Annotated in this window: 21 protein-coding genes and 2 pseudogenes; 8 read left to right on the top strand and 15 right to left on the bottom strand. The window is 47.5% G+C overall.

Annotation, left to right across the window (positions count from 1 at the left end):
• Window positions 1-44: 44 nt before the first annotated feature.
• Window positions 45-1,289: a tryptophan permease gene (gene mtr / locus ACO0U8_RS15210; protein WP_122096915.1), complete on the bottom strand. Its 1,245-nt coding sequence runs from the start codon at window positions 1,287-1,289 to the stop codon at window positions 45-47.
• 181 nt (window positions 1,290-1,470) lie between these two features.
• Here mtr and ACO0U8_RS15205 point away from each other — a divergent pair.
• A pseudogene (locus ACO0U8_RS15205) lies at window positions 1,471-1,785 on the top strand (transposase); the annotation flags it as partial.
• A 196-nt stretch (window positions 1,786-1,981) separates the two neighbouring features.
• Here the strand turns inward: ACO0U8_RS15205 and ACO0U8_RS15200 are convergent.
• On the bottom strand, window positions 1,982-2,983 hold the full coding sequence (locus ACO0U8_RS15200; RefSeq protein ID WP_056775037.1) for a hypothetical protein: 1,002 nt from the start codon (window positions 2,981-2,983) through the stop codon (window positions 1,982-1,984).
• Window positions 2,984-3,283: 300 nt separating this feature from the next.
• Entirely contained in the window at window positions 3,284-3,781 is a 498-nt protein-coding gene (locus tag ACO0U8_RS15195) for a hypothetical protein (protein ID WP_421671133.1), read from the bottom strand.
• A 193-nt stretch (window positions 3,782-3,974) separates the two neighbouring features.
• Between ACO0U8_RS15195 and ACO0U8_RS15190 the strand changes: the two genes are divergently transcribed.
• Complete coding sequence (locus tag ACO0U8_RS15190) at window positions 3,975-4,421, top strand: hypothetical protein (RefSeq protein WP_056775032.1); 447 nt, start codon at window positions 3,975-3,977, stop codon at window positions 4,419-4,421.
• A gap of 236 nt (window positions 4,422-4,657) precedes the next feature.
• Here ACO0U8_RS15190 and ACO0U8_RS15185 read toward each other — a convergent pair.
• The 4 genes and pseudogenes from ACO0U8_RS15185 to ACO0U8_RS15170 all read right to left on the bottom strand — a co-directional run bounded on the left by ACO0U8_RS15185 (window position 4,658) and on the right by ACO0U8_RS15170 (window position 7,844).
• Window positions 4,658-5,086: pseudogene (locus ACO0U8_RS15185) on the bottom strand (GNAT family N-acetyltransferase).
• A 271-nt stretch (window positions 5,087-5,357) separates the two neighbouring features.
• Complete coding sequence (locus ACO0U8_RS15180; RefSeq protein ID WP_217204324.1) at window positions 5,358-6,095, bottom strand: metallophosphoesterase; 738 nt, start codon at window positions 6,093-6,095, stop codon at window positions 5,358-5,360.
• 418 nt (window positions 6,096-6,513) lie between these two features.
• Window positions 6,514-7,011, bottom strand: coding sequence for a hypothetical protein (locus ACO0U8_RS15175; protein WP_421671132.1), 498 nt, complete (start codon window positions 7,009-7,011; stop codon window positions 6,514-6,516).
• Between the two features lie 254 nt (window positions 7,012-7,265).
• On the bottom strand, window positions 7,266-7,844 hold the full coding sequence (locus tag ACO0U8_RS15170; protein WP_421671131.1) for a helix-turn-helix domain-containing protein: 579 nt from the start codon (window positions 7,842-7,844) through the stop codon (window positions 7,266-7,268).
• A gap of 63 nt (window positions 7,845-7,907) precedes the next feature.
• Between ACO0U8_RS15170 and ACO0U8_RS15165 the strand changes: the two genes are divergently transcribed.
• Entirely contained in the window at window positions 7,908-8,417 is a 510-nt protein-coding gene (locus ACO0U8_RS15165; protein WP_056775012.1) for a GNAT family N-acetyltransferase, read from the top strand.
• A 73-nt stretch (window positions 8,418-8,490) separates the two neighbouring features.
• Here ACO0U8_RS15165 and ACO0U8_RS15160 read toward each other — a convergent pair whose 3' ends face one another.
• Window positions 8,491-8,940, bottom strand: coding sequence for a DMT family transporter (locus tag ACO0U8_RS15160; protein WP_136374652.1), 450 nt, complete (start codon window positions 8,938-8,940; stop codon window positions 8,491-8,493).
• Window positions 8,941-9,214: 274 nt separating this feature from the next.
• Here ACO0U8_RS15160 and ACO0U8_RS15155 point away from each other — a divergent pair, with 274 nt between their 5' ends.
• Window positions 9,215-9,451 carry a hypothetical protein gene (locus ACO0U8_RS15155; protein WP_056775009.1) on the top strand — a complete coding sequence of 79 codons (237 nt, stop codon included), beginning with the start codon at window positions 9,215-9,217 and terminating at the stop codon, window positions 9,449-9,451.
• Window positions 9,452-9,590: 139 nt separating this feature from the next.
• Here the strand turns inward: ACO0U8_RS15155 and ACO0U8_RS15150 are convergent, their stop codons facing one another.
• Window positions 9,591-10,613, bottom strand: coding sequence for an AraC family transcriptional regulator (locus ACO0U8_RS15150; RefSeq protein ID WP_421671130.1), 1,023 nt, complete (start codon window positions 10,611-10,613; stop codon window positions 9,591-9,593).
• Window positions 10,614-10,676: 63 nt separating this feature from the next.
• On the opposite strand from ACO0U8_RS15150, the gene ACO0U8_RS15145 reads away from it, so the two are divergent.
• The 3 genes from ACO0U8_RS15145 to ACO0U8_RS15135 are packed head-to-tail and all read left to right on the top strand — an operon-like array spanning window position 10,677 to window position 12,528.
• Window positions 10,677-11,879 (top strand): MFS transporter, encoded by a 1,203-nt coding sequence (locus ACO0U8_RS15145; protein WP_390975915.1) that lies wholly within the window; start codon window positions 10,677-10,679, stop codon window positions 11,877-11,879.
• A gap of 46 nt (window positions 11,880-11,925) precedes the next feature.
• Window positions 11,926-12,267: a hypothetical protein gene (locus tag ACO0U8_RS15140; RefSeq protein ID WP_421671129.1), complete on the top strand. Its 342-nt coding sequence runs from the start codon at window positions 11,926-11,928 to the stop codon at window positions 12,265-12,267.
• The gene (locus ACO0U8_RS15135; protein WP_421671128.1) at window positions 12,268-12,528 is read left to right on the top strand and encodes a MafI family immunity protein; all 261 of its coding nucleotides are present in this window, start codon (window positions 12,268-12,270) and stop codon (window positions 12,526-12,528) included.
• 809 nt (window positions 12,529-13,337) lie between these two features.
• Here the strand turns inward: ACO0U8_RS15135 and ACO0U8_RS15130 are convergent.
• From ACO0U8_RS15130 to cspE, 4 genes are all read right to left on the bottom strand, one after another.
• Window positions 13,338-13,967, bottom strand: a complete 630-nt coding sequence (locus ACO0U8_RS15130) for a Vat family streptogramin A O-acetyltransferase (protein ID WP_421671127.1) — start codon at window positions 13,965-13,967, stop codon at window positions 13,338-13,340.
• A gap of 291 nt (window positions 13,968-14,258) precedes the next feature.
• Complete coding sequence (locus tag ACO0U8_RS15125; protein WP_421671126.1) at window positions 14,259-14,588, bottom strand: NIPSNAP family protein; 330 nt, start codon at window positions 14,586-14,588, stop codon at window positions 14,259-14,261.
• A 67-nt stretch (window positions 14,589-14,655) separates the two neighbouring features.
• Entirely contained in the window at window positions 14,656-15,138 is a 483-nt protein-coding gene (locus ACO0U8_RS15120; protein ID WP_421671125.1) for an NUDIX hydrolase, read from the bottom strand.
• A 590-nt stretch (window positions 15,139-15,728) separates the two neighbouring features.
• Window positions 15,729-15,941 carry a transcription antiterminator/RNA stability regulator CspE gene (cspE, locus tag ACO0U8_RS15115; protein WP_056779359.1) on the bottom strand — a complete coding sequence of 71 codons (213 nt, stop codon included), beginning with the start codon at window positions 15,939-15,941 and terminating at the stop codon, window positions 15,729-15,731.
• Between the two features lie 1,502 nt (window positions 15,942-17,443).
• Here cspE and ACO0U8_RS15110 point away from each other — a divergent pair.
• On the top strand, window positions 17,444-17,758 hold the full coding sequence (locus ACO0U8_RS15110; RefSeq protein WP_056779361.1) for an I78 family peptidase inhibitor: 315 nt from the start codon (window positions 17,444-17,446) through the stop codon (window positions 17,756-17,758).
• A gap of 815 nt (window positions 17,759-18,573) precedes the next feature.
• Here the strand turns inward: ACO0U8_RS15110 and ACO0U8_RS15105 are convergent.
• Together ACO0U8_RS15105 and ACO0U8_RS15100 are read right to left on the bottom strand one after the other, a co-directional pair.
• Window positions 18,574-19,308: a pirin family protein gene (locus ACO0U8_RS15105; protein ID WP_421671124.1), complete on the bottom strand. Its 735-nt coding sequence runs from the start codon at window positions 19,306-19,308 to the stop codon at window positions 18,574-18,576.
• 128 nt (window positions 19,309-19,436) lie between these two features.
• Window positions 19,437-21,167 carry an ABC-F family ATP-binding cassette domain-containing protein gene (locus ACO0U8_RS15100; protein ID WP_421671123.1) on the bottom strand — a complete coding sequence of 577 codons (1,731 nt, stop codon included), beginning with the start codon at window positions 21,165-21,167 and terminating at the stop codon, window positions 19,437-19,439.
• Window positions 21,168-21,304: the final 137 nt, after the last annotated feature.

Here is a 21,304-nt window from a genome sequence, read left to right as displayed (position 1 = left end):
ACGAACCCGTTCCCGACACCGCATCAGGAACGGGTGCCTGCGCATTACCGGTATACCGGCAACAGATTCACGCTCGACAGAATATGCACCACCGCGTTGAGTACCCCGAACAGCAGCACCAGCACAATCATTTTATTCCCGCCCCAGACCCGATACAGCGGGCTGCCAAAGCGTTTACGCGATTTTCGCGCCATCAGCGCAGGCACGATCACCGCCCACACCGTGGCCGCCAGCCCGGCGAAACCGATGGCATAAATGAAGCCGTCCGGGTAAATCACGCCGCCAATCATCGGCGGAATGAAGGTGACCAGCGCCGTTTTGAAACGTCCGGTTTTGCTGTCGTCAAACTTGAATAAATCCGCCAGATAATCGAATAACCCGAGCGTGACGCCAAGGAAAGAGCAGGCGACGGCGAAATTCGAGAAAATCGTCAGCAGTAAATCCAGGCCTTCGCTGTTGAGGATCTGGCTCAGTGACTGCACCAGCACATCAATATTGCCGCCGCGCTCAGCGATACCGATAAAATCCGGACGCGGAATATTGCCCATGGTCCCCAGCATCCAGATCACATACAGCCCGAGCGCCATCAGCGTGCCGAGCAGCAGACATTTTTTGATCACCTGCGGGTTCTTGCCGTAATACTTCATCAGGCTCGGAACATTGCCGTGATAGCCAAACGACGCCAGACAAAACGGCAGCGTCGCCAGCACATAGGGCATATAACTCGGATGGAGTTCCACGCTGTTGAGTAAATTGACCGGCCTGATGTGCCACAACAGGCTGCCGAAGGTCAGGAAGAACGCGATGATTTTTGCGCCGAGCACGATGGCGGTCATCCGGCTGACCGCACGGGTGCTCAGCCAGACGATAAACGCGACGGCCAGTGCGGTCAGCATTCCGCCCAGACGCGGCGAAAAGCTCACAGACATTTCACGCATCGTATGCTGGATAACCGAGCCGCTGGCCGAGATATAAGCGTAAGTCAGAATGTACAGCACGAAGGCGATGGTGATGCCGTTCAGCCGGTTCCAGCCTTTACCGAGCAGATCGCGGGTTACGGTATTAAAACTGGAGCCGATCGGGTAATTGAGGTTGGCCTCGAGGATCATCAACCCGGAATGCAACATGCAAAACCAGGTGAAAACCAGTGCGGCGACCGACCAGAAGAACCAGGCGCCGGACATCACCACCGGCAGCGAAAACATCCCGGCACCGATGATGGTTCCGCCGATAATCATTGCACCGCCAAAGACGGAACGGAGTGGGGCTTCCCTGGAAAGCGTCGCCATAGTGCGGATCCTCGCGTGGCTTTTATCACGATTCATATAACGAATTGCTGTAAAAGAAGAGATGGTAAAGGACGTCAGAAAGCGCGTGATTATTCTGCGACTCTGACCTTAAGCGCGACAATATAGTGCAAATGAGCCATGTTGTACACCGTGAACTAGTTCACTGGTACGAAAGACAACACTCCGTGAGCTGCCGGATGAATCGCGCGCCTTACTCACCGGCATGGTCGTCCGTCGCCGCCAACTGAACCGGGATTCAGGGAAAAAGCGAGGCAGATGAACAATGTTGGGTTGCAGGGACGGTGTTAGGGCAACGCTTTACATGGCGGCTCTTGTGGCAACGCAGTTTAATCCCGCCACTAAAATGTTCTATCAACGCCTGCTTACCGCTGGAAAACCCCAAAAGCTCGCACTGGTAGCCTGCATGCGCAAAATCATCACCATTATAAATTCAATAATCAGGAAGGGAGAAAAATGGGATGCCTCGTTCAAATAAAAATAATCTATTGAGTCCAATATGTTACATCAGGATAAAACATCAATAGCACTGTAAGTGTGCTTAACGAGCCGAATGAAGTTAGTAAAGTCCGCTCTGTGCCAGAAGCGGACGTTATTGACACTATAATGCATTAATAAATTTAGAGTAGAACATCTCTCAGATTTTTATACTAAAAATAAAAGGATTATTATTTCTATTCGACCTCAATTTTTTCGACAACAAAGCCATCTTTACTAAAAAAGTCTAAAACTCGTTCAATGTTACCTATACCCCATTGATTGGATATTACTATTACTTCACCTGATTCGAGCTCAATCAGATCATCGTCATTCATGTGGTATCGATTTTTTCTCTCATCACTAATACATTCAGCTAGAGCTATCGTACGGTTTTTTATGACTCCAAATAATTTTTTTCTCAGCTCATCGAAGTTAGCAGGATTATTCTTATCTATCCAATCAGTAAAAATTTCTAAAGCAAGATTTCTTTTGTTTAGGACAAGTCCTTTATATCTATAACTTGAATAATCCCTCTCTGATTTTTTAGAGCTGGCAATTTGCTCTATGCGCTTCTCTCTGAATCTAACTTGGTATTCGTTCAGCTCCGGGACTGGTATTATCTGCTCTGCATTGATTAAAATTTCACCTTTGAAATTATAAGGTGTTATTTTCACGCAGCTAATATCAACGCCTTTATCCCTTAACCAAATTGCCGTAGTAGTAAGTTCCTTACTAAATCCAGCCGATGCCAATATGACTCTTATATCTTTTCCAAAGTCGACAAGCTCCGTATCTTGAAGTTCAACAAAGTCTAGTATTTTTTCTTTAGCATCGATATCAATATTGTTTTTATGAAGGTAGAGCTGATAATATTCACATGCCTTAGAAAAACTCATAGTAGATATCATCGCCGCATATCTCAATGCTTGGAGCTCCATATGAGCACCAATATCGTCACGTTTCAACTCTATTACTACAAGGTTTGCCTGTTTATCAATAGCTAATATGTCGATCCTTCGACGACTATCTTCCCAATCAGAAAATTCTTCGGCGATGACAAGACAATCAGGTGCTAATATGGTGATGTTATTTTTAATTGCCTCTTGCAAATCATAACGCTCTTGCAACCCTTCAATAGAAAACGTAGTTCTCTCTAAAGGTATCAATGTTTTGTTGGAAATGTTATATAAAGCCACAAAAACTCCTTTTTAAACCTAACTGATAATAATTAAATAAATCGTTGAATATCACTTTTTCTTTTTAATAAGATACATCTGTTGTGAGTAGTGTGCCAATGAGAAATTTGCCTCCGCTTCTCGCTCACAACGGACCTTCAACTCGGTCAGTCTGTCCGATAAGTGCCAGAAGCGGACATGACCAGTATTAAGACTCTAGTTACTCCAAATCTGATTCGTGACCGTCCAGGAGAATAGTGCCCCTTCATTCGAAGTTTCCTGGAATTAGTCAAAATAGAAGAGGGTGCTTCGCCGTACTCGCTACTCCGGCTGCATTTTTCTGTTCCATCCAAAAGTGTCGGCGCAGGGCGCTAACCATTGACGGATTTTGGAATTGCACGACAGCGCCTCGGGTTCGAGCAAGCGCGCTCCGAAATTGGCATGCCGCAGGAAGCGCATATCCAGGCATTGCTCAAGTTGCCCAGCCAGCAGGGGAAAATCCATGAGGCTGGATAGTCGGGGCCATTTGATCAATTTTCGGTAGCGCAGTTGCTCCGACTCGATGCGCAAGTCATCATTTGGGCGCCACTGAATGTTTAACAGCTTGTCATGACGCGACAGGTCGACCAACCAGTTCCCGTTAGATGGAATGCGCAAATCCAGTTTCAGGCTTTCAGGCCGCAACTTGTTGCGCTTGTAAAACCAGTGCTCAGGCGGTTCGTTGGTTAGGTCGACGGAACACCCGCTATATGACACCTCGGCAACACCGAACCTTGCAAACCATTCGGCGACGTCGGGATGGGTAGAATGGTCGAACATATTTTGCATGCTCCTTAGAAAGCGTCATTTAGCACAAAGAGCTTATCGCTCTAAGCAGGCCAATAAAATCCTTTTGGGCTGCTGAATGCCAGGAGCAGAATTTCATGCCATTATTTAAATGTTCTGGTAGCAGATTCAGTTAAAATTAACAAATTGCCGTTGAAAGGCGCAGAGCAACCAACTAGGTGTTTTCATGAAGAAAGGTCAGCCCAGATTGATAATGGATCCCTACGAGTGGCTACCAGGATATGGTGAGTCAAGGGTATCGTTCCACTCCGTTGGACTAGATGTAATACTCGATATTGATTATGAAAAAGAGATTTTAGTTGATAACGAAGAGGTGGTACTGGCTTTAAGGCGGGAAATTACATTCAACTATGTGCGATGTTTCATCCGGGGGCCGTTCCCTGGAGGCTCTCTTTTTGAGTTAGATAGTGTTCCAAGTGAGTTTAAGCTTGGTAAGTTGACGGAGTTTGCAGATTCAGAGTGGCTGAGAGACAACTTGAAAACGTGGAGTCTTGTGTCGAGTCATGAATCGCCGAAGTTCAGACATTTCAGCATTCAGTTTTTATCAGAAAATGTTGCCTTTGATGTACTTGCTGTAGATGTGTTTTTATCCGATGAGCTGCCGGTCCGTTGATTTTTGTCTGATATGAAATCAACGGGAATCGCTTCAGTTTGACCCTATCCTCGATATCAATGACACTTTTTGGACTGTAAAGTGAGCACTTTAACCGACAGCCTTTATCCTGAGGTTGCTATAAGCGAAAAGGACGTCTATTTTGTAGCAAATAATACTTAAGATTCTAGATGACCTGTTGGGATTCATTTTTCTTTGAACTCACCGTTCGTATATTAGACAAAATTCAATATGTCCTATAATGATTTTTTCATAAAAATACGGCTTATTCCTTCCGGTTTACTGTCAATACGCCCAAACTCTTCCCAGCCGTACTTTTTATAAAAATCAGGAGCCTGAAAGCTAATTGTATAGAGAAACGCAGCAGAGCAGCCTCTTTTTCGTCCTTCATCTTCAAAGCGATGGAGGATGTCTGAACCTATCCCCATTTTTCGCAACTCTGGTGGAAGATAAAAAAGATCAATAAACAGGAGTCCCAGTGAAGACCGCCCTTGCATTCCGCCAAGGACCTTACCCGTGCTGGTTGATTTTACTAAGACAGAAAGGGGTTTACGATCGTTTATACCCGTCATAAGATCGTTAAATTCATTTAGCCCTTCTTAAATTGGCAGCAATTTCGCTGCATCTGAATCTTCACATACCTCAAGACTGATTTCTTCCGCCATTCCCTATACCCTTTCAAAAGTGATAGACCCAATGCTTATGTCGCCAGTGAGATTAGCGCGGACAGCTCGGATTTGCCATCTGCCAGCCTTTTCAGCTTGGCTTTAAAATTGGTTGTAGCCCAAGGCAGTAACGTTTGCTATTGGCTCTAACAGTCGAAGCCCTTTAGGCAACTCAGTGCCAAAGGAGGATATTGCTCTCTCGGAACATTATGTGTTGATCACTGGGGAGCATGTCGTTTTCTATAAGGTCTATGCGTTTTCTGAATGCTAATTAAACGCAAACGTGATGGCTGGTAAAAGAGTTACTGACGTAGCGGTGAATCATCAACGCTGGCGGATCATTCACAGGAGGAACGTTTACTGTTCCAAACCAGACAGGATTAGCCGGGCAGACGGAGCCACAAATGTAGGCCGGTATGCCTGCCAACGTACCCGCGATTGGTCTGTGGACATGGCCTGTAGAAATGGCGAGTAGTCTGGCCGGGGCGCGTCTAATCAAATCTTCCATTTCTGTTAGACCTCTGCACATCGTTTCATCAAGCGTCGGTATACCAGATGCAAATACGTGATGGTGCATAAACAGCAATGACGGAGTGCCGCCTGTGTCGCTAAGTTGATTATCCAACCATTCCAGATGGTCAGTCACACTGCCGTAATCCTTATAATCAATCGTCGAATCTAAACCAATCAGGCGAAGATCACTTGTGTTATGGATTAAGTGCAAGGCCTCTCCTTGGGCATTGTGCAACCATCGGTTCTCACCCCAAACCGAACGCATCAGACTGCGGTCGTCTGAGTTACCGGGCAGGATCAATGAAGGGTAATTTTGCTGATTCAGGCGGTCAGCTATCTGTTTATATCCTTCCTGCCAATGCCCATCCGTTAGATCACCTGTAAGTACCAGTACGTCCGGTTGCAGATGCGCAAGCCAGTTCAGTACCTGGTCGAACCGAAACAGGTGATCATTTTGGTTTGAGGCGTGAATGTCTGAAACCTGCGCTATCAGCATAAAGACCTCATACGATTACTTTGAGGGGAACAAGACCGTGATTTATGGCCATGAATCCGGTTTCTAACATCATGTTTTTTCATTACTACGGAAACAATGGACAGATTAATTAGGGTTAGTAATCCAAAGGTTACGGTGAATCAGGCTGGCTGCAATGGCGGTAGGGAATTCGCAATGAATCGCAAAGTTCAATTCCCACTACACAGAGCCAATGTTATCAGGGATGCGTAAGGTCCGCTCCTCGCTCAAAGCGGACCATTTACGCCCGGATGTCTGCTTCGTGCCAGAAGCGGATATGACCAGTATTAAGACTCTGGTTACTGCAAATCTGACTCGTGACCGTCCAGGAGAATAGGGCATCTTCATTCGAAGTTTTCTGGAATTAGTCAAAATAAATGAGGGTGCTTCGCCATAATCGCTACTCCGGCTGCTTTTTTCTGTTCCATCCAAAAGTGTCGGCGCAGGGTGCTAACCATTGACGGATTTTGGAATTGCACGACAACGCCTCGGGTTCGAGCAAGCGCGCTCCGAAATTGGCATGCCGCAGGAAGCGCATATCCAGGCATTGCTCAAGTTGCCCAGCCAGCAGGGGAAAATCCATGAGGCTGGATAGTCGGGGCCATTTGATCAATTTTCGGTAGCGCAGTTGCTCCGACTCGATGCGCAAGTCATCATTTGGGCGCCACTGAATGTTGAACAGCTTGTCATGACGCGACAGGTCGACCAACCAGTTCCCGTTAGATGGGATGCGCAAATCCAGTTTCAGGCTTTCAGGCCGCAACTTGTTGCGCTTGTAAAACCAGTGCTCAGGCGGTTCGTTGGTTAGGTCGACGGAACACCCGCTATATAACACCTCGGCAACACCGAACCTTGCAAACCATTCGGCGACGTCGGGGTGGGTAGAATGGTCGAACATAATTTGCATGCTCCTTAGAAAGCGTCATTTAGCACAACAGCTTATCGCTCATAGCAGCCCAATAAAATACCTTTGGGCTGCTGAATGCCAGGAGCGGACGTTGCGCGAACTGGACTGTTATGTGCCTGCAGAAACGTGGCTATCACTCCGACGGTTACAAAATTAGGCTCAAATGGGATGCTCAGTTAGGCTAAAGAATTACCTCCTGATGAATTTTTCGCAAACTATGAAAAAGTCAGCTCTCAGGCTCGTGATTAGGATGGCTTGAGAACTATCACGGCATAGCGGCAAAGGTCACCTGTATCATTTCTGAAGATACAGTCAGCGGGATCACCAAGCTCCAGACAATCACCCGGTAGCATCTCAAAGGTTGTGCTGCCCTCGACAAATGTCAGCTTACCCTCAATGACCCAAATGAGCTGACGTCGTGAAAGATAGGAGATGGCGGGCATAGGCACGGCAGTATTTGCAGGCAGCTCGATACTAACCAGGTCTACGGGGATCTGCCCTGGTGAAGCATGGCGACGGATGTAGCCTGTTTCAGGATCCTGCCATACAGCCTGATTTTCATATCTGACAAGCATTCCGGTACGAACTTCCGTTTCAGCAAGCAATTGGGACATAGACATGTCGTAAGCGCCAGAAAGTCTCGCAAGCAGGGTTGCTGTTGGGCTGCTTTCACCACGCTCAATTTTATGAATCATCGCTCGTGATACGCCAGAGCTAGCTGCCAAATCGGTCAGGGACCAGCCCCGTCTTTCTCTTTCAAACTTTATCTTCAGGCCAATACGAGTGTTCAAGTCATCTTCTTTACTGGACATTTTATCTAACATAATGGATAAGTATAATAGTGTACGGTTTATCTACTTTAGTGAATGAAAGACGGGGTGTCTACTATGCAAATTCGTACTGCTACAGAACACGATGCTGAAACCATCGCTGAGATTTATAACGATGCCGTGCTTAATACCACGGCTATCTGGAACGAAAATAAGGTCGATTTTCTTAACCGAATAAAATGGATGAAAGACCGTCGTGATGCAGGCTTTCCCGTCATCGTATTTGTTGATGCGAACGATTCAGTTCTGGGATATGCCTCATATGGCGACTGGCGCCCGTGGGACGGTTATCGCCACACCGTTGAGCATTCTGTTTATGTGCATAAAAGTGCCCGGGGGCGTGGCGCAGGTAAGGCACTGATGGAAGAACTGATCAAACTTGCAGCCGATCAGGGGAAACACGTCATGGTGGCCGGCATTGAATCTGGAAACTCAGCCTCAATCGAGCTTCATAAAAAACTCGGTTTCACAGAGGCCGGCAGAATGTCAGAGGTAGGCAACAAGTTTGGCCGCTGGCTGGACCTGACGTTTATGCAGTTACGCCTTGATACACGGGAACTCCCCTGATAGCGAATACTCACAGAACACTACATTAGAAGCAATAAAAGGCACAGGGATGTGCCGGTGACAAAGCTTGAGATCAGAACTTGCGCGATGCAACGAGAAAAGCGCCCGCAACCAGTAACACAGCTCCAATTATGGCTGGTGCGTTTTTAATTAAATTCTCTGTACCACTGCGGTAGATATCATATCCCAGACCTGCGACAAGCTGACTGGCGACCAGTATCGCAATCGTTCGCGAAGCACCGATATTCTGATAACCCGTTATCCCAGTAAATACAAAAAAAGAACCTAAAATGCCCGGAAGTAGCATCCAGCCCCTGAACGATTGTATTAGCTCGTAAAACCCTGTCACACCGGTTTTTCCCGCAAGTAAGCTAATGAGCAGGGTAAGCCCTACTGCAGAATTCAGCACCAGAGCTATCAATACTGTTGATGCTGAGTAACTTATCTTGGCCATCAACGTGTTCTGAATAACCAGAGCAACCCCTCCGGCAATCAGCATGACAAATGTAAGTAAAGAATCCATATTAACTCTATTGAGCCCTGCCATTATGATTTGATATAAATACTCTATAGTGGATTTATTGTCCACTATTGGAGACAAACTCCTAGGGATTATGGATGCTTCAGATGAGGTGCTTAACGCAAACGCCTATTAAGTCCAGAGGTGCTGATCTGGGAATGCAAATGTCCGCTTCTCGTTCACAGCGGACCTGTGCAAGTTATCTTCTGGGGTATGTTTTACGTTTTATTGCGCTCGAACAGAGGCCCCATTAATAGGGAAATGGAAAATTAAATTTATGGCTAAGATCCAATACAATCTAACCCGTGGAAGCGATGTCATCCGTGATGGTATGTACCTCGAACTTTCTGAGGCTGGAACATCCCCGCTCCGGCAAATTGCTGAAGTCTTCTATTCCGATGTCACTCATGAGTTCTCTTTTTCTTGCTACGAAGGATGCATCCCTCTGGAAGAGATTGAAAAGCTCATTCACGCAGCTAAAAAATTGCTTCCGCCAGCAAAGCAGGAATCTTGATGGGTCTGAATGTCTGCTGAGTGCCAAAAGCGAACATTAAGAAAATTACGATACCTTGAGTGTTAAAAGCCGTTTCCGCTCAGTTTTTAATGTTGTGAGCAGCCTCATACAGTGAGTCCAATAAATATAAAGACAACACTCACTCATTTATTGTATTAACGCCTCGCGCTGGTCGCTGACGCATAGCGCCCGGCGGATATCCATTGATGCGCTTAAAAGCTCTGCTAAACGCTGCCTGTGAGGCATAGCCGAGGCGAAGAGCAACAGTCTCAATTGAGATCTTTTCGTGAATAATCCAGTGACCTGCGATGCGCATTCGCACCTCCCTTGCATAGCGCTGAGGAGGTATGCCGATGATTGATTTGAAGCGTTCAGCAAAAACAGAACGTGACACATGCGACTGGGCAGCAAGCTCGGCAACAGACCACTCCCGACCCGTATCGCGATGAATGGCCAGAATTGCACGGGCGAGTCGTGGATCACGTAACGCAGCGATCAGGCCAGCGGCGTTCTCACTGCCGTTTTCGATCCATCCTCGCACAATCATGGCAGCCGCCACTTCTGCGAGGCGTGCCAGAATGCCCGCGAAGCCAGCGCGTCCGGAACAGATTTCAAATTTCATCGCGCCCAGAATGGGAACCAGCCCCGGATAGATCTGTTCATTTGCCTCAACCACTATGGCTTGCGGCATCAGTTTACCAAGACCCTGCATTCCACCGAGATCGAACTCCATACAGCCATAAAATAGAACCGTGCTGGGTGTCGGATGCGAACTCGGGCAAGTATTGATTCCGCTGACGGCTTCACCTAAGGGAGCAGAGCCTAAGGTGTCGATATGTTGAAATGAACAGCTGACATCCGATACAAGCTGATGATCCTCACCCTGCGGCATGAATACCATGCTTCCGGCTTTCAGTTCGTGCAACGTACCGTCGTTTGTGCGAAGCAGAGCAGTACCCACAGCGATGTAATGAAAATAGGCATGTCCCGGTCTGTTGCTAAAACCGACGCCAAACTCAGAGCCAGTCTGTAAACGGCGATACTGCACACCACGCAGCCGCATTTCCAGCAGCAGTTCACTGATGAGTTCGGATGACAGGGCGAAATGTTTATTCACAGGCATAATCGGCGTTTCGGGTAAAAAATCAGGATGTGGCATCATAGATCGTCCAGCTGCTCAACTCTAGACTTGGTGTTGTCATTTTTTCCCCAAGAAGAGTGTGTTATGAGAAATGAAGCAACTGTAGCTGTATCCGCGAGTTTGAAGAGTGCGGAACCCAAAGAGTCCGCATGGATGGCCGTTATTTCACTGACTATGGGCGTGTTTGGCTTGCTGACTGCAGAATATCTTCCTGCCAGCCTGTTGACACCCATGGCTGCCGATCTCGGTGTGACCGAAGCTCTTGCTGGTCAGGCTGTGACGGTAACCGCTGTGGTGGCCCTGTTTGCTGGTCTGATGGTTCCCCGCCTGACGCGTAATTATGATCGCCGAAATGTTTTGCTTAGTTTTACCGTGCTGATGATTGCCTCCAACCTGCTTGTCGCACTTTCATCCAGTCTGGCTGTTCTGTTAGTCATGCGCATTTTGCTGGGCATCGCGCTGGGAGGCTTCTGGAGTCTGGCTGCTGCCGTAGCTATGCGGCTGGTCCCAGCTAAAAGCGTCCCGCGTGCTCTCTCCGTTATTTTTAGCGGTATTGCTGTCGGTACCGTAGTTTCGATCCCGCTGGGGAGCTATTTAGGGGGGCTTTATGGCTGGCGTAGTGCTTTTATCGCTGCAACCGCAGTAGGCGTGCTGACACTGCTCTTTCAGCTGTTTACCCTTCCTGGAATGGCTCCGCGTAAAATGATGATAACGGCTTCTGTCATGGATTTACTCCGCCGTCCAGGCATTGCGATGGGAATGACGGGGTGTGTGATTGCCCATACGGGTCAGTATGCACTGTTTACCTATATTCGTCCGGCTCTGGAAAATATTGCCCAACTGGATGTGGATCGTTTGTCTTTGATACTGCTTGGGTTTGGCATCGCTAATTTTATTGGCACGCTGCTGGCCGGGTGGATGATGGAGAGAAGCCTGCGTCTTACCCTGATACTCATGCCAGCGCTTGTTGGTTTAGCGGCATTAAGCATGATTTTGCTGCCACTAGAGGAAAAAGGATTGATGTTGTTCGTCGCGTTATGGGGGATGGCATTTGGTGGTGTACCCGTTGCGTGGTCAAACTGGGTAGCGCGATCCGTTCCCGATCAGGCTGAAACTGCTGGCGGCATGGTAGTCGCAGCAGTTCAGTCCTCAATTGCTGCGGGTGCTGCGTTGGGAGGATTACTCTTTGGTTTCAGCGGCGTAACAGGTGTTTTCATTACCGCTGGTTGCATAATGTTTTTTGCCACACTCGTTATTGGACTAAAGGTGAGGGTCGCGCTGACCTGACCACTTCCCATATAACAACGTTTCAAATGAAGGCCAGCTGAACCAGGTGGCTGGCCTGAAAAAACAGCGAGATTTCCTACCCTCTTTCCGCTCTATTTTTGTTGCCCGCTCCTCGCTCAAAGCGGACCATTTACGCCCGCATGTCTGCTTTGTGCCAGAAGCGGACGTTGCCACATCACCAAATACTCAATGGAACGCTCAAACTGGTACCGGAGGCACTTATACTAGCAAAGGTAAGCCTGCTAACTGGGTTTCTTATGAAGTAAGAGACGGAATGAGAGTAAGAAGAGTAAGGGTTGTTTATCAACCAGCCACAGGAAAGGTTGTTACAGCTTTCCCTGATAATGCGCCAGTGCCAAGTAGCTATAAAAAAACACAAGGTAATTAAATGACTGAATTAGATGAAAAAATAAAATATTTTGGCAGTCTTTTTAAGAATCGCTTAGATAATGAATTACTTCAGGATGCAATGAATTATGTAGATCATGGTGAAAGGAGATTAGCCTTCGAAACAGTTTGTGATCATCTAAGTGAATATGAGGTACCGATAAACAAGGGAGAATATGATTTAGCTATACTTATTTGTAATGAGCTTAAAATGGATGCTGATGATATTAGTTTAAGACATTTAAAAGCATTAATTACATGATAGGGGAGTCGGCCTGCGGCCACAGCAGAAAGGCTTTATGCCCATCCGGCTGCATCAGGCTGCGCCGGGTCACAGTCGCAGGCTCCTCGCTCCTTCCCGTCTCGCCCGTTTACGCCACCCACCCCAGTTATGTGTGGTCATGCAAAGTCAAACCCCGATCTGGCAGGTGTGCCACAGAGCGCCGTGCCGTCGCTTGCGGGCCTCGCTGACCTGCTCCCCGTTGATTATCATTTTGTATGTAAGCATTGCGGCACTCAGTTTGTATTAGGAGCTGAAACATATCATGGCAATGGTGGCTATTAGTCACCCGAGAATGAAAAACCATACGCAACATTTGACAAAATATCGTCCTTTGTAGCTAAGACTAGTTGTTGTGGACTGCTTTGTGCCAGAAGCGGACATGACCAGTATTAAGACTCTGGTTACTGCAAATCTGACTCGTGACCGTCCAGGAGAATAGGGTCTCTTCATTCGAAGTTTCCTGGAATTAGTCAAAATAGAAGAGGGTGCTTCGCCATACTCGCTACTCCGGCTGCATTTTTCTGTTCCATCCAAAAGTGTCGGCGCAAGGTGCTAACCATTGACGGATTTTGGAATTGCACGACAACGCCTCGGGTTCGAGCAAGCGCGCTCCGAAATTGGCATGCCGCAGGAAGCGCATATCCAGGCATTGCTCAAGTTGCCCAGCCAGCAGGGGAAAATCCATGAGGCTGGATAGTCGGGGCCATTTGATCAATTTTCGGTAGCGCAGTTGCTCCGACTCGATGCGCAAGTCATCATTTTGATATGGAAAGGCTAAACGGCAAAATCTATTCATCGAGCAATGCTTTAATATTAGCGGACGTTATTGCCGTAAGTTTTCGTGTAATTTGTTCTACAGGCCATTCCCACCACGCCAATTTTTCCAGAGCTAGAATAATATCATCAGTAAAACGTTTCTTAATTACTCTTGCGGGATTGCCGCCCACAACTGTATATGGAGGGACATCTGAAGTAACCACTGAACGCGTTGAAATTATAGCTCCATTGCCGATCTTAACGCCTGGCATAATCATCGCCTGATAACCTATCCATACATCATTACCAATCACCGTATCACCTTTGTAGGGTAAATCACCGGGTTGAGGCATGCTTTTTTCCCATCCGTTTCCGAAGATATAAAACGGAAAAGTAGAGAAGCCATCAATTTTGTGATTAGCCCCATTCATAATGAACTGAACACCTTTTGCTATCGCGCAAAACTTACCGATGATCAGCTTGTCACCAATAAATGGAAAGTGATAGAGAACATTACGCTCGAAGTTTTGCGAGTCCTCTGGGTCATCATAATAAGTAAAATCACCGATAATGATGTTGGGATTTGTCACGGTGTTTTTGATGAAACAAACCTGTGGAAAACCCTGCATTGGATGTGTATCAGCGGGATCTGGTCCGTACATAATTTCTCCCAAAAAGTCGTTATATTGCTTTAACGTAAATATAGCATGAAGCCAGTATCCCTTTAAGCGTAAGCATAATGTCCTCTTTACGCGCATAGCTGTCGGTTAGATACCGCAGACACGGAGTGAACAGCTCAGGCATGTATTAAAAAGTTCTACTTAAAGATTTTGTTGTGACGAGCGGTCAGCCCTTATTGAACAGACGGAGGGTTGTTTCCAGATAGCGCGAGAATTTAATGGCAGGCAATAAAAAATGTCGATTGCGCGGCTATATTGTACATAGCCGCACAATTAACGGGATCGTAAACTCTCAATTGCACTGTTGCTAAGCGTGAGAACCGATTTAACGCTGACGCTGATCCTATCGATAATGGCCTGCCGGGGGCCATGACGCCATTCTTCACTGTTGTAAAAAGATTCCTGAGAGGATTTGAGCTGGGAGAGGCTGTTATAAGCTCTGATCAGATAGTATGCGTCGTTGTCATGTGCGGATATACCAAAAGAAATAATATCCATACCCGCGGAACGTTGAAGCGGAGCACTCTCCTCCGTCATGATTCTGTGGAAGTCTTTCCCGGTGCCGGGTTTAAGGGTGTACAGCAGAAATTCGACTGTTTTCATCTTCGATATCCTTTTCATTTTCTTATCATGCTGAGCCTGAGCGTCTCCCGAGTGCCAAAAGCGAACGTTAAGGACATTGCGAGGCGTTATGCGATAACGAGTCGGTTAACTTGCCTTCAAGAATGTTACGGATCAAATCCAATGGGAAGATTGTTTCATTGGTACATCTGAGTTCTTCTATTGTCCACCAATAATGATCGCGAATGACTTTCTTTTCGTTACTACTCCACCCAGATCTGTCGATATCTGATTCATCTGTATTGATAATAAAGAAACGTTCTTCTGCAAGAACAGTCTCCTCACTGGGCAAAACCATTGGGAAGGTTCTGGATGCTATTTGCGGTCCCGTAGTACTTCTTTTCAGACCTGTTTCTTCAAGTAACTCACGCAAAGCAGCCTGCTCGAAAGATTCATTGTGTTCAAGCCCACCCCCTGGGGTTGCCCAGTAGGATCTCCCACTCAGAGCATCATCTTTATGAACGAAGTTAAAGAGCAGCACGTGATTTTCAGGCGAGAGTATTATTAATCGCGATGATGGACGAATGCGCACAAAGTCACCTCAAAAGAATTTAAAACCCTATTTAGAATTATATATAAAAATAAATTAACGTATGAACAATCATTAAGCCTGAATTTTTTTATAGCTTAAACATAACTCAAATGTCCGCTCCTCGCTCAAAGCAGACCCACCACCAATCTCAGTCTCATAGCCACACGCAAGACAGTTGCCTGGAGCCGCAGCGCCCCGTCGCCCGTGAAGACACGGCTTCAGCCGTTGCTGATCAGTGTTTTCAGAAAACGTTATCGAGTGGATTCCAGACGCTTGTCCAGGTTGACCATGGAAAAAATATTATTTATATCGTTCGGGGTTATCAGGCTGACTGTGTGGAGGGGAAGGTGTTTGGTTGGAAATTACTCTTGGCTCTGCTGACAGTAACGGTTGTTGGCTTCGCACTCTTTGGCTTCATTTTTTCACTCCAGCAGCTGGGGTAAACGACCGTCATTCTTTACTGCTGTTGGAGTATTTACAGTGCCTTAAAATGAAAAAACCCGCTCAGGGCGGGTTTTTTATCACTTTCACTTATCTGCTCAGGCTGTTGCCTTCATCGCTACCGTAAGTGTTAGTGCAATTATCGGCAATTACAGCGCGATAACATTTGCAGCTGAAGGGCCTTTCGCGCCGTTCTCGATAGAGAACTCCACTTTTTGGCCTTCGTCTAAGGTTTTAAAATCGCTGCTCTGAATGGCGGAGAAGTGTACGAACACGTCCTTGCTGCCGTCTTCAGGAGTGATGAAGCCGAAACCTTTTTCAGGGTTAAACCATTTTACTAAACCAGTCATTTTGTTAGACATAGATACTTCCTTTCGTTTTTGAGCCGCTTATGCAGCGAAGATGGCCTGTTTTGCAGAGTTTTACTTATTGGGCACTTAGGAGGAGGCTCATGAAGAAGGGTATCTAGGATAACGCTTAAATGAGGACTGCTTTACTAAAACTGCTTTCATAAGGTCTGTGTTCCAAACCGATGCCGTCATAATAGACCTGGTTTGATTTTTTATGCAAGGATTAATTTTCGGTGAATAATTAAGCTGTCGAAGCACTGAAACAGGATGAGGGCAGGGGGAATCCATTATTGATGCATAAACAATAAAAGCCCTGACTGTACGAGTCAGGGCTTTTAAGGTACTGCTAACTTAAGATTTAACATTAATATACTTCGTTACTTTTTACTGCTATTTGGTACTGCTTTAAATGCACAAGTTACTACAGATAACATTGGGTACTGAAAACTATAACTCCCTCCTTTATCGATTTAAAACCACCTGACAACTTACACGAACACAAAACCAAGTCAGGCCAAACTACTTCAACTCGTACATTTCCCCTTCGCGATATACACTCTTTGATGCGTGGCTTTACTTCCTTCGCGATAGTTAAACTACTGACACTCATTGCTTTCGCGAACTCATAGTCAATAAAAAACAAAGCCTTACATCATCGCGTTTGTACTAACACTTATTACACTTGCCTACAACTATTACTACAATTAACACAACTACATGTATTTCAGACTGTACATCAGGTACATCTACTTACATTTAATACTATAACTTACGTTAACCCAAATTAATTATTAAACTAACGTATTCAATCTTACTAAAACTAACAGAAATACACTTTCGTATCGCTGTTGAAACCTAATTTACGGATTTTTAGTAACGTGTCAACACTGTTTTTAATAACATGTTTTTATTAACAGTGTGCGTCAGTTTGCGGATTTAAGAAGCTTCTGATTCCTTTATCTTCTGCATCTGTTTGAGCTGTATTTGCCTGTTGATCATTTTCACGGTGAAACACCTCAATAAAACTGTACTAACCCTTTATAGCGTTCGGTTCACCTGTTCGCTTCATTTCCTCTGAATGGTGAAGCTGGCAACGCGCGCACTGTCACAAGTACAGACATTTATGGCACGTTTAAATGACATCCCTGCCGGGATAATAATTTCGAGCTTAGTATCTTTATTACCCAGGTGCTCTACCCTAAGGGTAGCGCTGAGTTATTTAGCGCTAATATGTACTGATGTTTTTGCAAATGCAGACCGGCCAGTGAGCCGGTTTTTTTGTGGAGCTATCTGGAAATATGGCACCAAAAAATATTAACTTGCCCGCTGCTGCCGAAACAGTAGCCGGCCCGCCAGGGCCGTGACTCTGCCTGCTGATGACCCGCTCGCTAAAGGGGGCTTTTTTTTTACCCAGAATTACACAAGACAGTTGCTCGCAGCTGTTCTGTCTGTTGAAAAGGCATTACGCGCTTATGCACCTGCGCACATTGATTCACTTTTGAAAGAAGAGCCCGATGATGATCAAGATAAACATGCTTGCCCTCTGCGCGCTGGCCGCGATCGGCCTGACGGGGTGTCAGAGCCATCAGGATGATGTAAAGAATGAACGCGCGAAAAACGCCGCCACCGTGCAGCAGCCGGACACCTGCAGCGCGGGTTCCTTCAGTTATCTGATTGGCAAACCGGCCTCGGCACTTGATACGCTGCGGTTCGCGCAGCCGATGAGAAACATCACACCAGACACGGCGGTAACGATGGATTACCGCGCCGAACGTCTGAATATTGAGTCTGATGAGAAAGGTGTGATCACCCGTTTGTACTGTTCCTAACCGATCTGCTTGTTTATTAAACAACTCAGGCGGGTTGCTGTGATTATTCTTAGAAACCTCATCGGAAATTAAGGTTTAGATCACAGATTTCATTACATTTTTTAATATTCAGAACGTCGATTAACCCTGTACTAAAATACAGTGTTGACACGCAGTTTATAACGAGTAGATTAGAACTTAACGCTGGAGAGGAGATGGTTAAGAGATTTATTATCCGGCGTGTATTACCGAGTAGTGAGTACCAAAGTTATTGAGCTGTAAATAAATGCGATGAAGGCCACGATGTATTTAGTATGGGTTCTTCAACACCGGGCTGAAATACCAAGCCACGTGAGAAGAGGATGTCAGGCCTTGAAGTAGAATACTGTAATCGCATCATGTGGACCATAACGCGATGATGTAAGGCCTTGTTATGAAGAGTAATGTTCGCGATTTGGGTACGTAAGTATGAAATCGAGAATGTCGCGAAGAAAGTAAGGCAACGCATCAAAGAGTCTATATCGCGAGGGCGATGTACTCATTAAGACAAATCTTAAGGTTATGCCTTAATGAAATTAGCAGGATGAACGCTTATTCCATAAAACTCTAGGAGGACAGCAGTAAAGCAGTAACAAATATATCCTGTGAAAATATGTGCATCATGAGAAGTAGAGTTAAGTAATTAAGTTGATGAATGTTAAATATTAATTTGGTAGTAACCTGAAAGCCCCGGTGATTCATTACTGGGGCTTTCTCTATTTAGGGGGTGTGATAATTAAAAGTCCGGGTGCATCTCTGAATCCCAAAATCCTGTGATTATATAATCCATATGATTTTTATGTTCCGCTGATGGTTCCCGCCAGGCTGGCTTCTGCCCCGAGCAACACCAAAAAACAGACCAGCGTCGATTCACGGCTGGCTTTTGCCACCGGCAGGCCACTCGCGACATCACTGATCGCATCACCTTTCTCAAGCCGGTACTCATCAAGAGTAATTTCACCGTCCATGACATACAGCCACTGGGCAAAACCCGGATGTGACGGGATCGCGGTGGTGGAATCTTTCTCCAGCCGGATATCATAGACGTACACCGCCTGATGAATTTCCAGCGGCGAATTGATCCCTTCCGGCGCAGCCAGCATGGTCCAGTGATCCACCCCGATACCCTCCGGACGTTCCATAAACTGAACGCGGCTTTCTAAATTGGCTTTGCGCGGCCGGATAAAAATTTGCAACATTTCCGTCGCGACGAGCGGGGTGGATTCCTCATGCCAGATACTTTTACCGGCATTCATCATCATCAGTTTTTTCGGCGAAAGCGCCACGCGGTGGCCTGCGGCGTCTTCATGGACCATCGATCCGCGCCACAGGTAGCTGAGAATTTCATCATTGTTGTGTTCGTGCAGGGTGACCATTGTGCCCACGTCAAGCGTGGCGTGGTCGATGACGCTGAGCGGGCCGAATGCCTCATCCCCCGCGTCCGGCAGAATAAGGCCTGGCCGCATACGTCTGATTTTAAAAGGGCCGTATTCGAATGTTGTTTTAGGCGCGGCGCGCAGTACGTTAAACATAATCTCTCCGGCTGATTTTCAGGCTGACAGGTTTTTTTAGCACACAATCTTCTCTAAAGCGCACCGTCCTGACAAAAAGGGACGAATACACCAGAAATAAAGGCCGCGTCCTTGCGGCACTGCGATCGTCAGGTCAAATCCAGCAGGGCGTTCAGCTCGGCGATTTGCTGCTGCCAGCGGCTTTGCAACTCTGGTTTCTGATGTTTCGGCTTCCGCGCACGGTCTTCCTCCAGCTTACTTTCCAGATCCAGCAGCATCGCCAGCAGGCGTTCCTCTTCTGTTACCTGCACCGGTATTGCGGATGTCTGCTTCACGACTGCCGACGCAACCGGCGGCGGCCCGCCTGCTAACATTGTGTAAACCGGTTTAAGGTCATGCCACTCCTCGAGCCGCTGTTTGTCGATAAGCCAGAACCGGTTGCAGCTTTGTTCAATCAACCGCCGGTCGTGCGACACCAGCAGCACTGCGCCACTGAAGGTTTTCAGCGTTTCCGCCAGCTCTTCTTTGCCTTCCATATCCAGATGGTTAGTCGGTTCATCGAGCAGTAACAACGAGTAGTTCGCCAGCGTCAGGCCGATAAACAGCAGGCGTGAACGCTCGCCCCCGCTCAGCGTGCTGACCTTTTGCTGATGGCGGATGTACGGGAATCCGGCGCCGATCAGCGCCATTTTTCGTTGTTCCTCCAGCAGCGGAGCAAACTGTGCCAGCGCATCGCTCAGGCTGTCGTCGTCACGCAGCTGTTGCAGGCTCTGATCGTAATAACCCGTACGCACGCGGGGGTGAAAAATCACGCCGGGAACGGCTGGATCCCAGTGGATAAACGCCTGCCAAAGCGTATGTAAAAGTGATGATTTCCCGCAGCCATTGCGCCCGATCAGCGCAATACGGTCACCACTTTTCACCCGCATCTCTTCCAGCTTAAACAGCACCGGTGCCTCCGGCGCGGGGCGTACCTGCAAACCGGACATCGCCAGCACGCGGTCAGCCGGTAAGGCTTCACCGTTTAGCCGCAATTTCCACAGGTTACCGGCTGTCACCTCGGTTTGATCGTCCTTCAGCCGTTCTGCCTGTTTTTCCATCTGCTTGGCCTTGCGCGCCAGCCCTTCGTTGTCATACACGCTGCCCCACACCGCCAGCCGTTTGGCGCTTTTTTCCACGCGGTCGATCTCCTTCTGCTCGGATTTGCGGCGCAAAGCGTCAGCGCAGTCTTTTTCCTCCAGCGCCAGACGGGCCTGCGTACAAGGCAAACGGATAAATTGCAGGGTTTTATCGCGCAGGACCCAGGTGGCATTAGTGACGTTATCCAGCAGGCTGCGGTCATGGGAAACGAGCACAAAGCTGCCGCTCCAGTTTTTCAGAAACTGCTCAAGCCACAACAGGGTGGGGAGATCCAGATGGTTGCTCGGCTCATCGAGCAGCAGCAAATCCGGCTGGCGGATCAGCGCCCGCGCCAGCAGCAGGCGGGTGTGCTGGCCGCCGCTGAGCGTGCCGGCGGTCAGATCCCAGGCAGGTTCGTCAAACCCCAGCGTGGCAAGCAGCACTTCTGCCTGCCAGCGTTCCGGCTGATGCAGACTTTCCGGCAGATGATTCAGCACGGCGTCAATCAGCGAACCCCCGGCGAGCGCCGCCGGCAGATGCTGTTCAATACGCGCCATCAGACACTGGCCGGAGAGCGTCACCGTGCCGGAAGACGCGGCCAGATCGCCACTGAGGATTTTCAGCAGGGTACTTTTACCGCAGCCGTTATGTCCGATAAGCCCGATGCGGTCGCCTTTTTTCAGGCCGAAGGAAATCTCAGCCAGCAGCGGGCCGAAGGTGTTATCAAAGGATAAGGATTGTGCAGACAATAATGTTGTCATGTTGCTTACTCAGGTTTTCAGGCATAGCTATGCCCATCGTCAGAAACGCCGACGATAACCGGTAAGCCGGAGGGAAGTTCTCAGGTTGTCAGTTAGCTTCGCTCAGGCGGGTTATCGCGGCACGGTGCCGGAAATAC

Source organism: Rahnella sp. EDr1-12 (assembly GCF_049206505.1).
GTDB lineage: Bacteria > Pseudomonadota > Gammaproteobacteria > Enterobacterales > Enterobacteriaceae > Rahnella > Rahnella rivi.
This window is presented reverse-complemented; position numbering and strand designations above follow the sequence as displayed.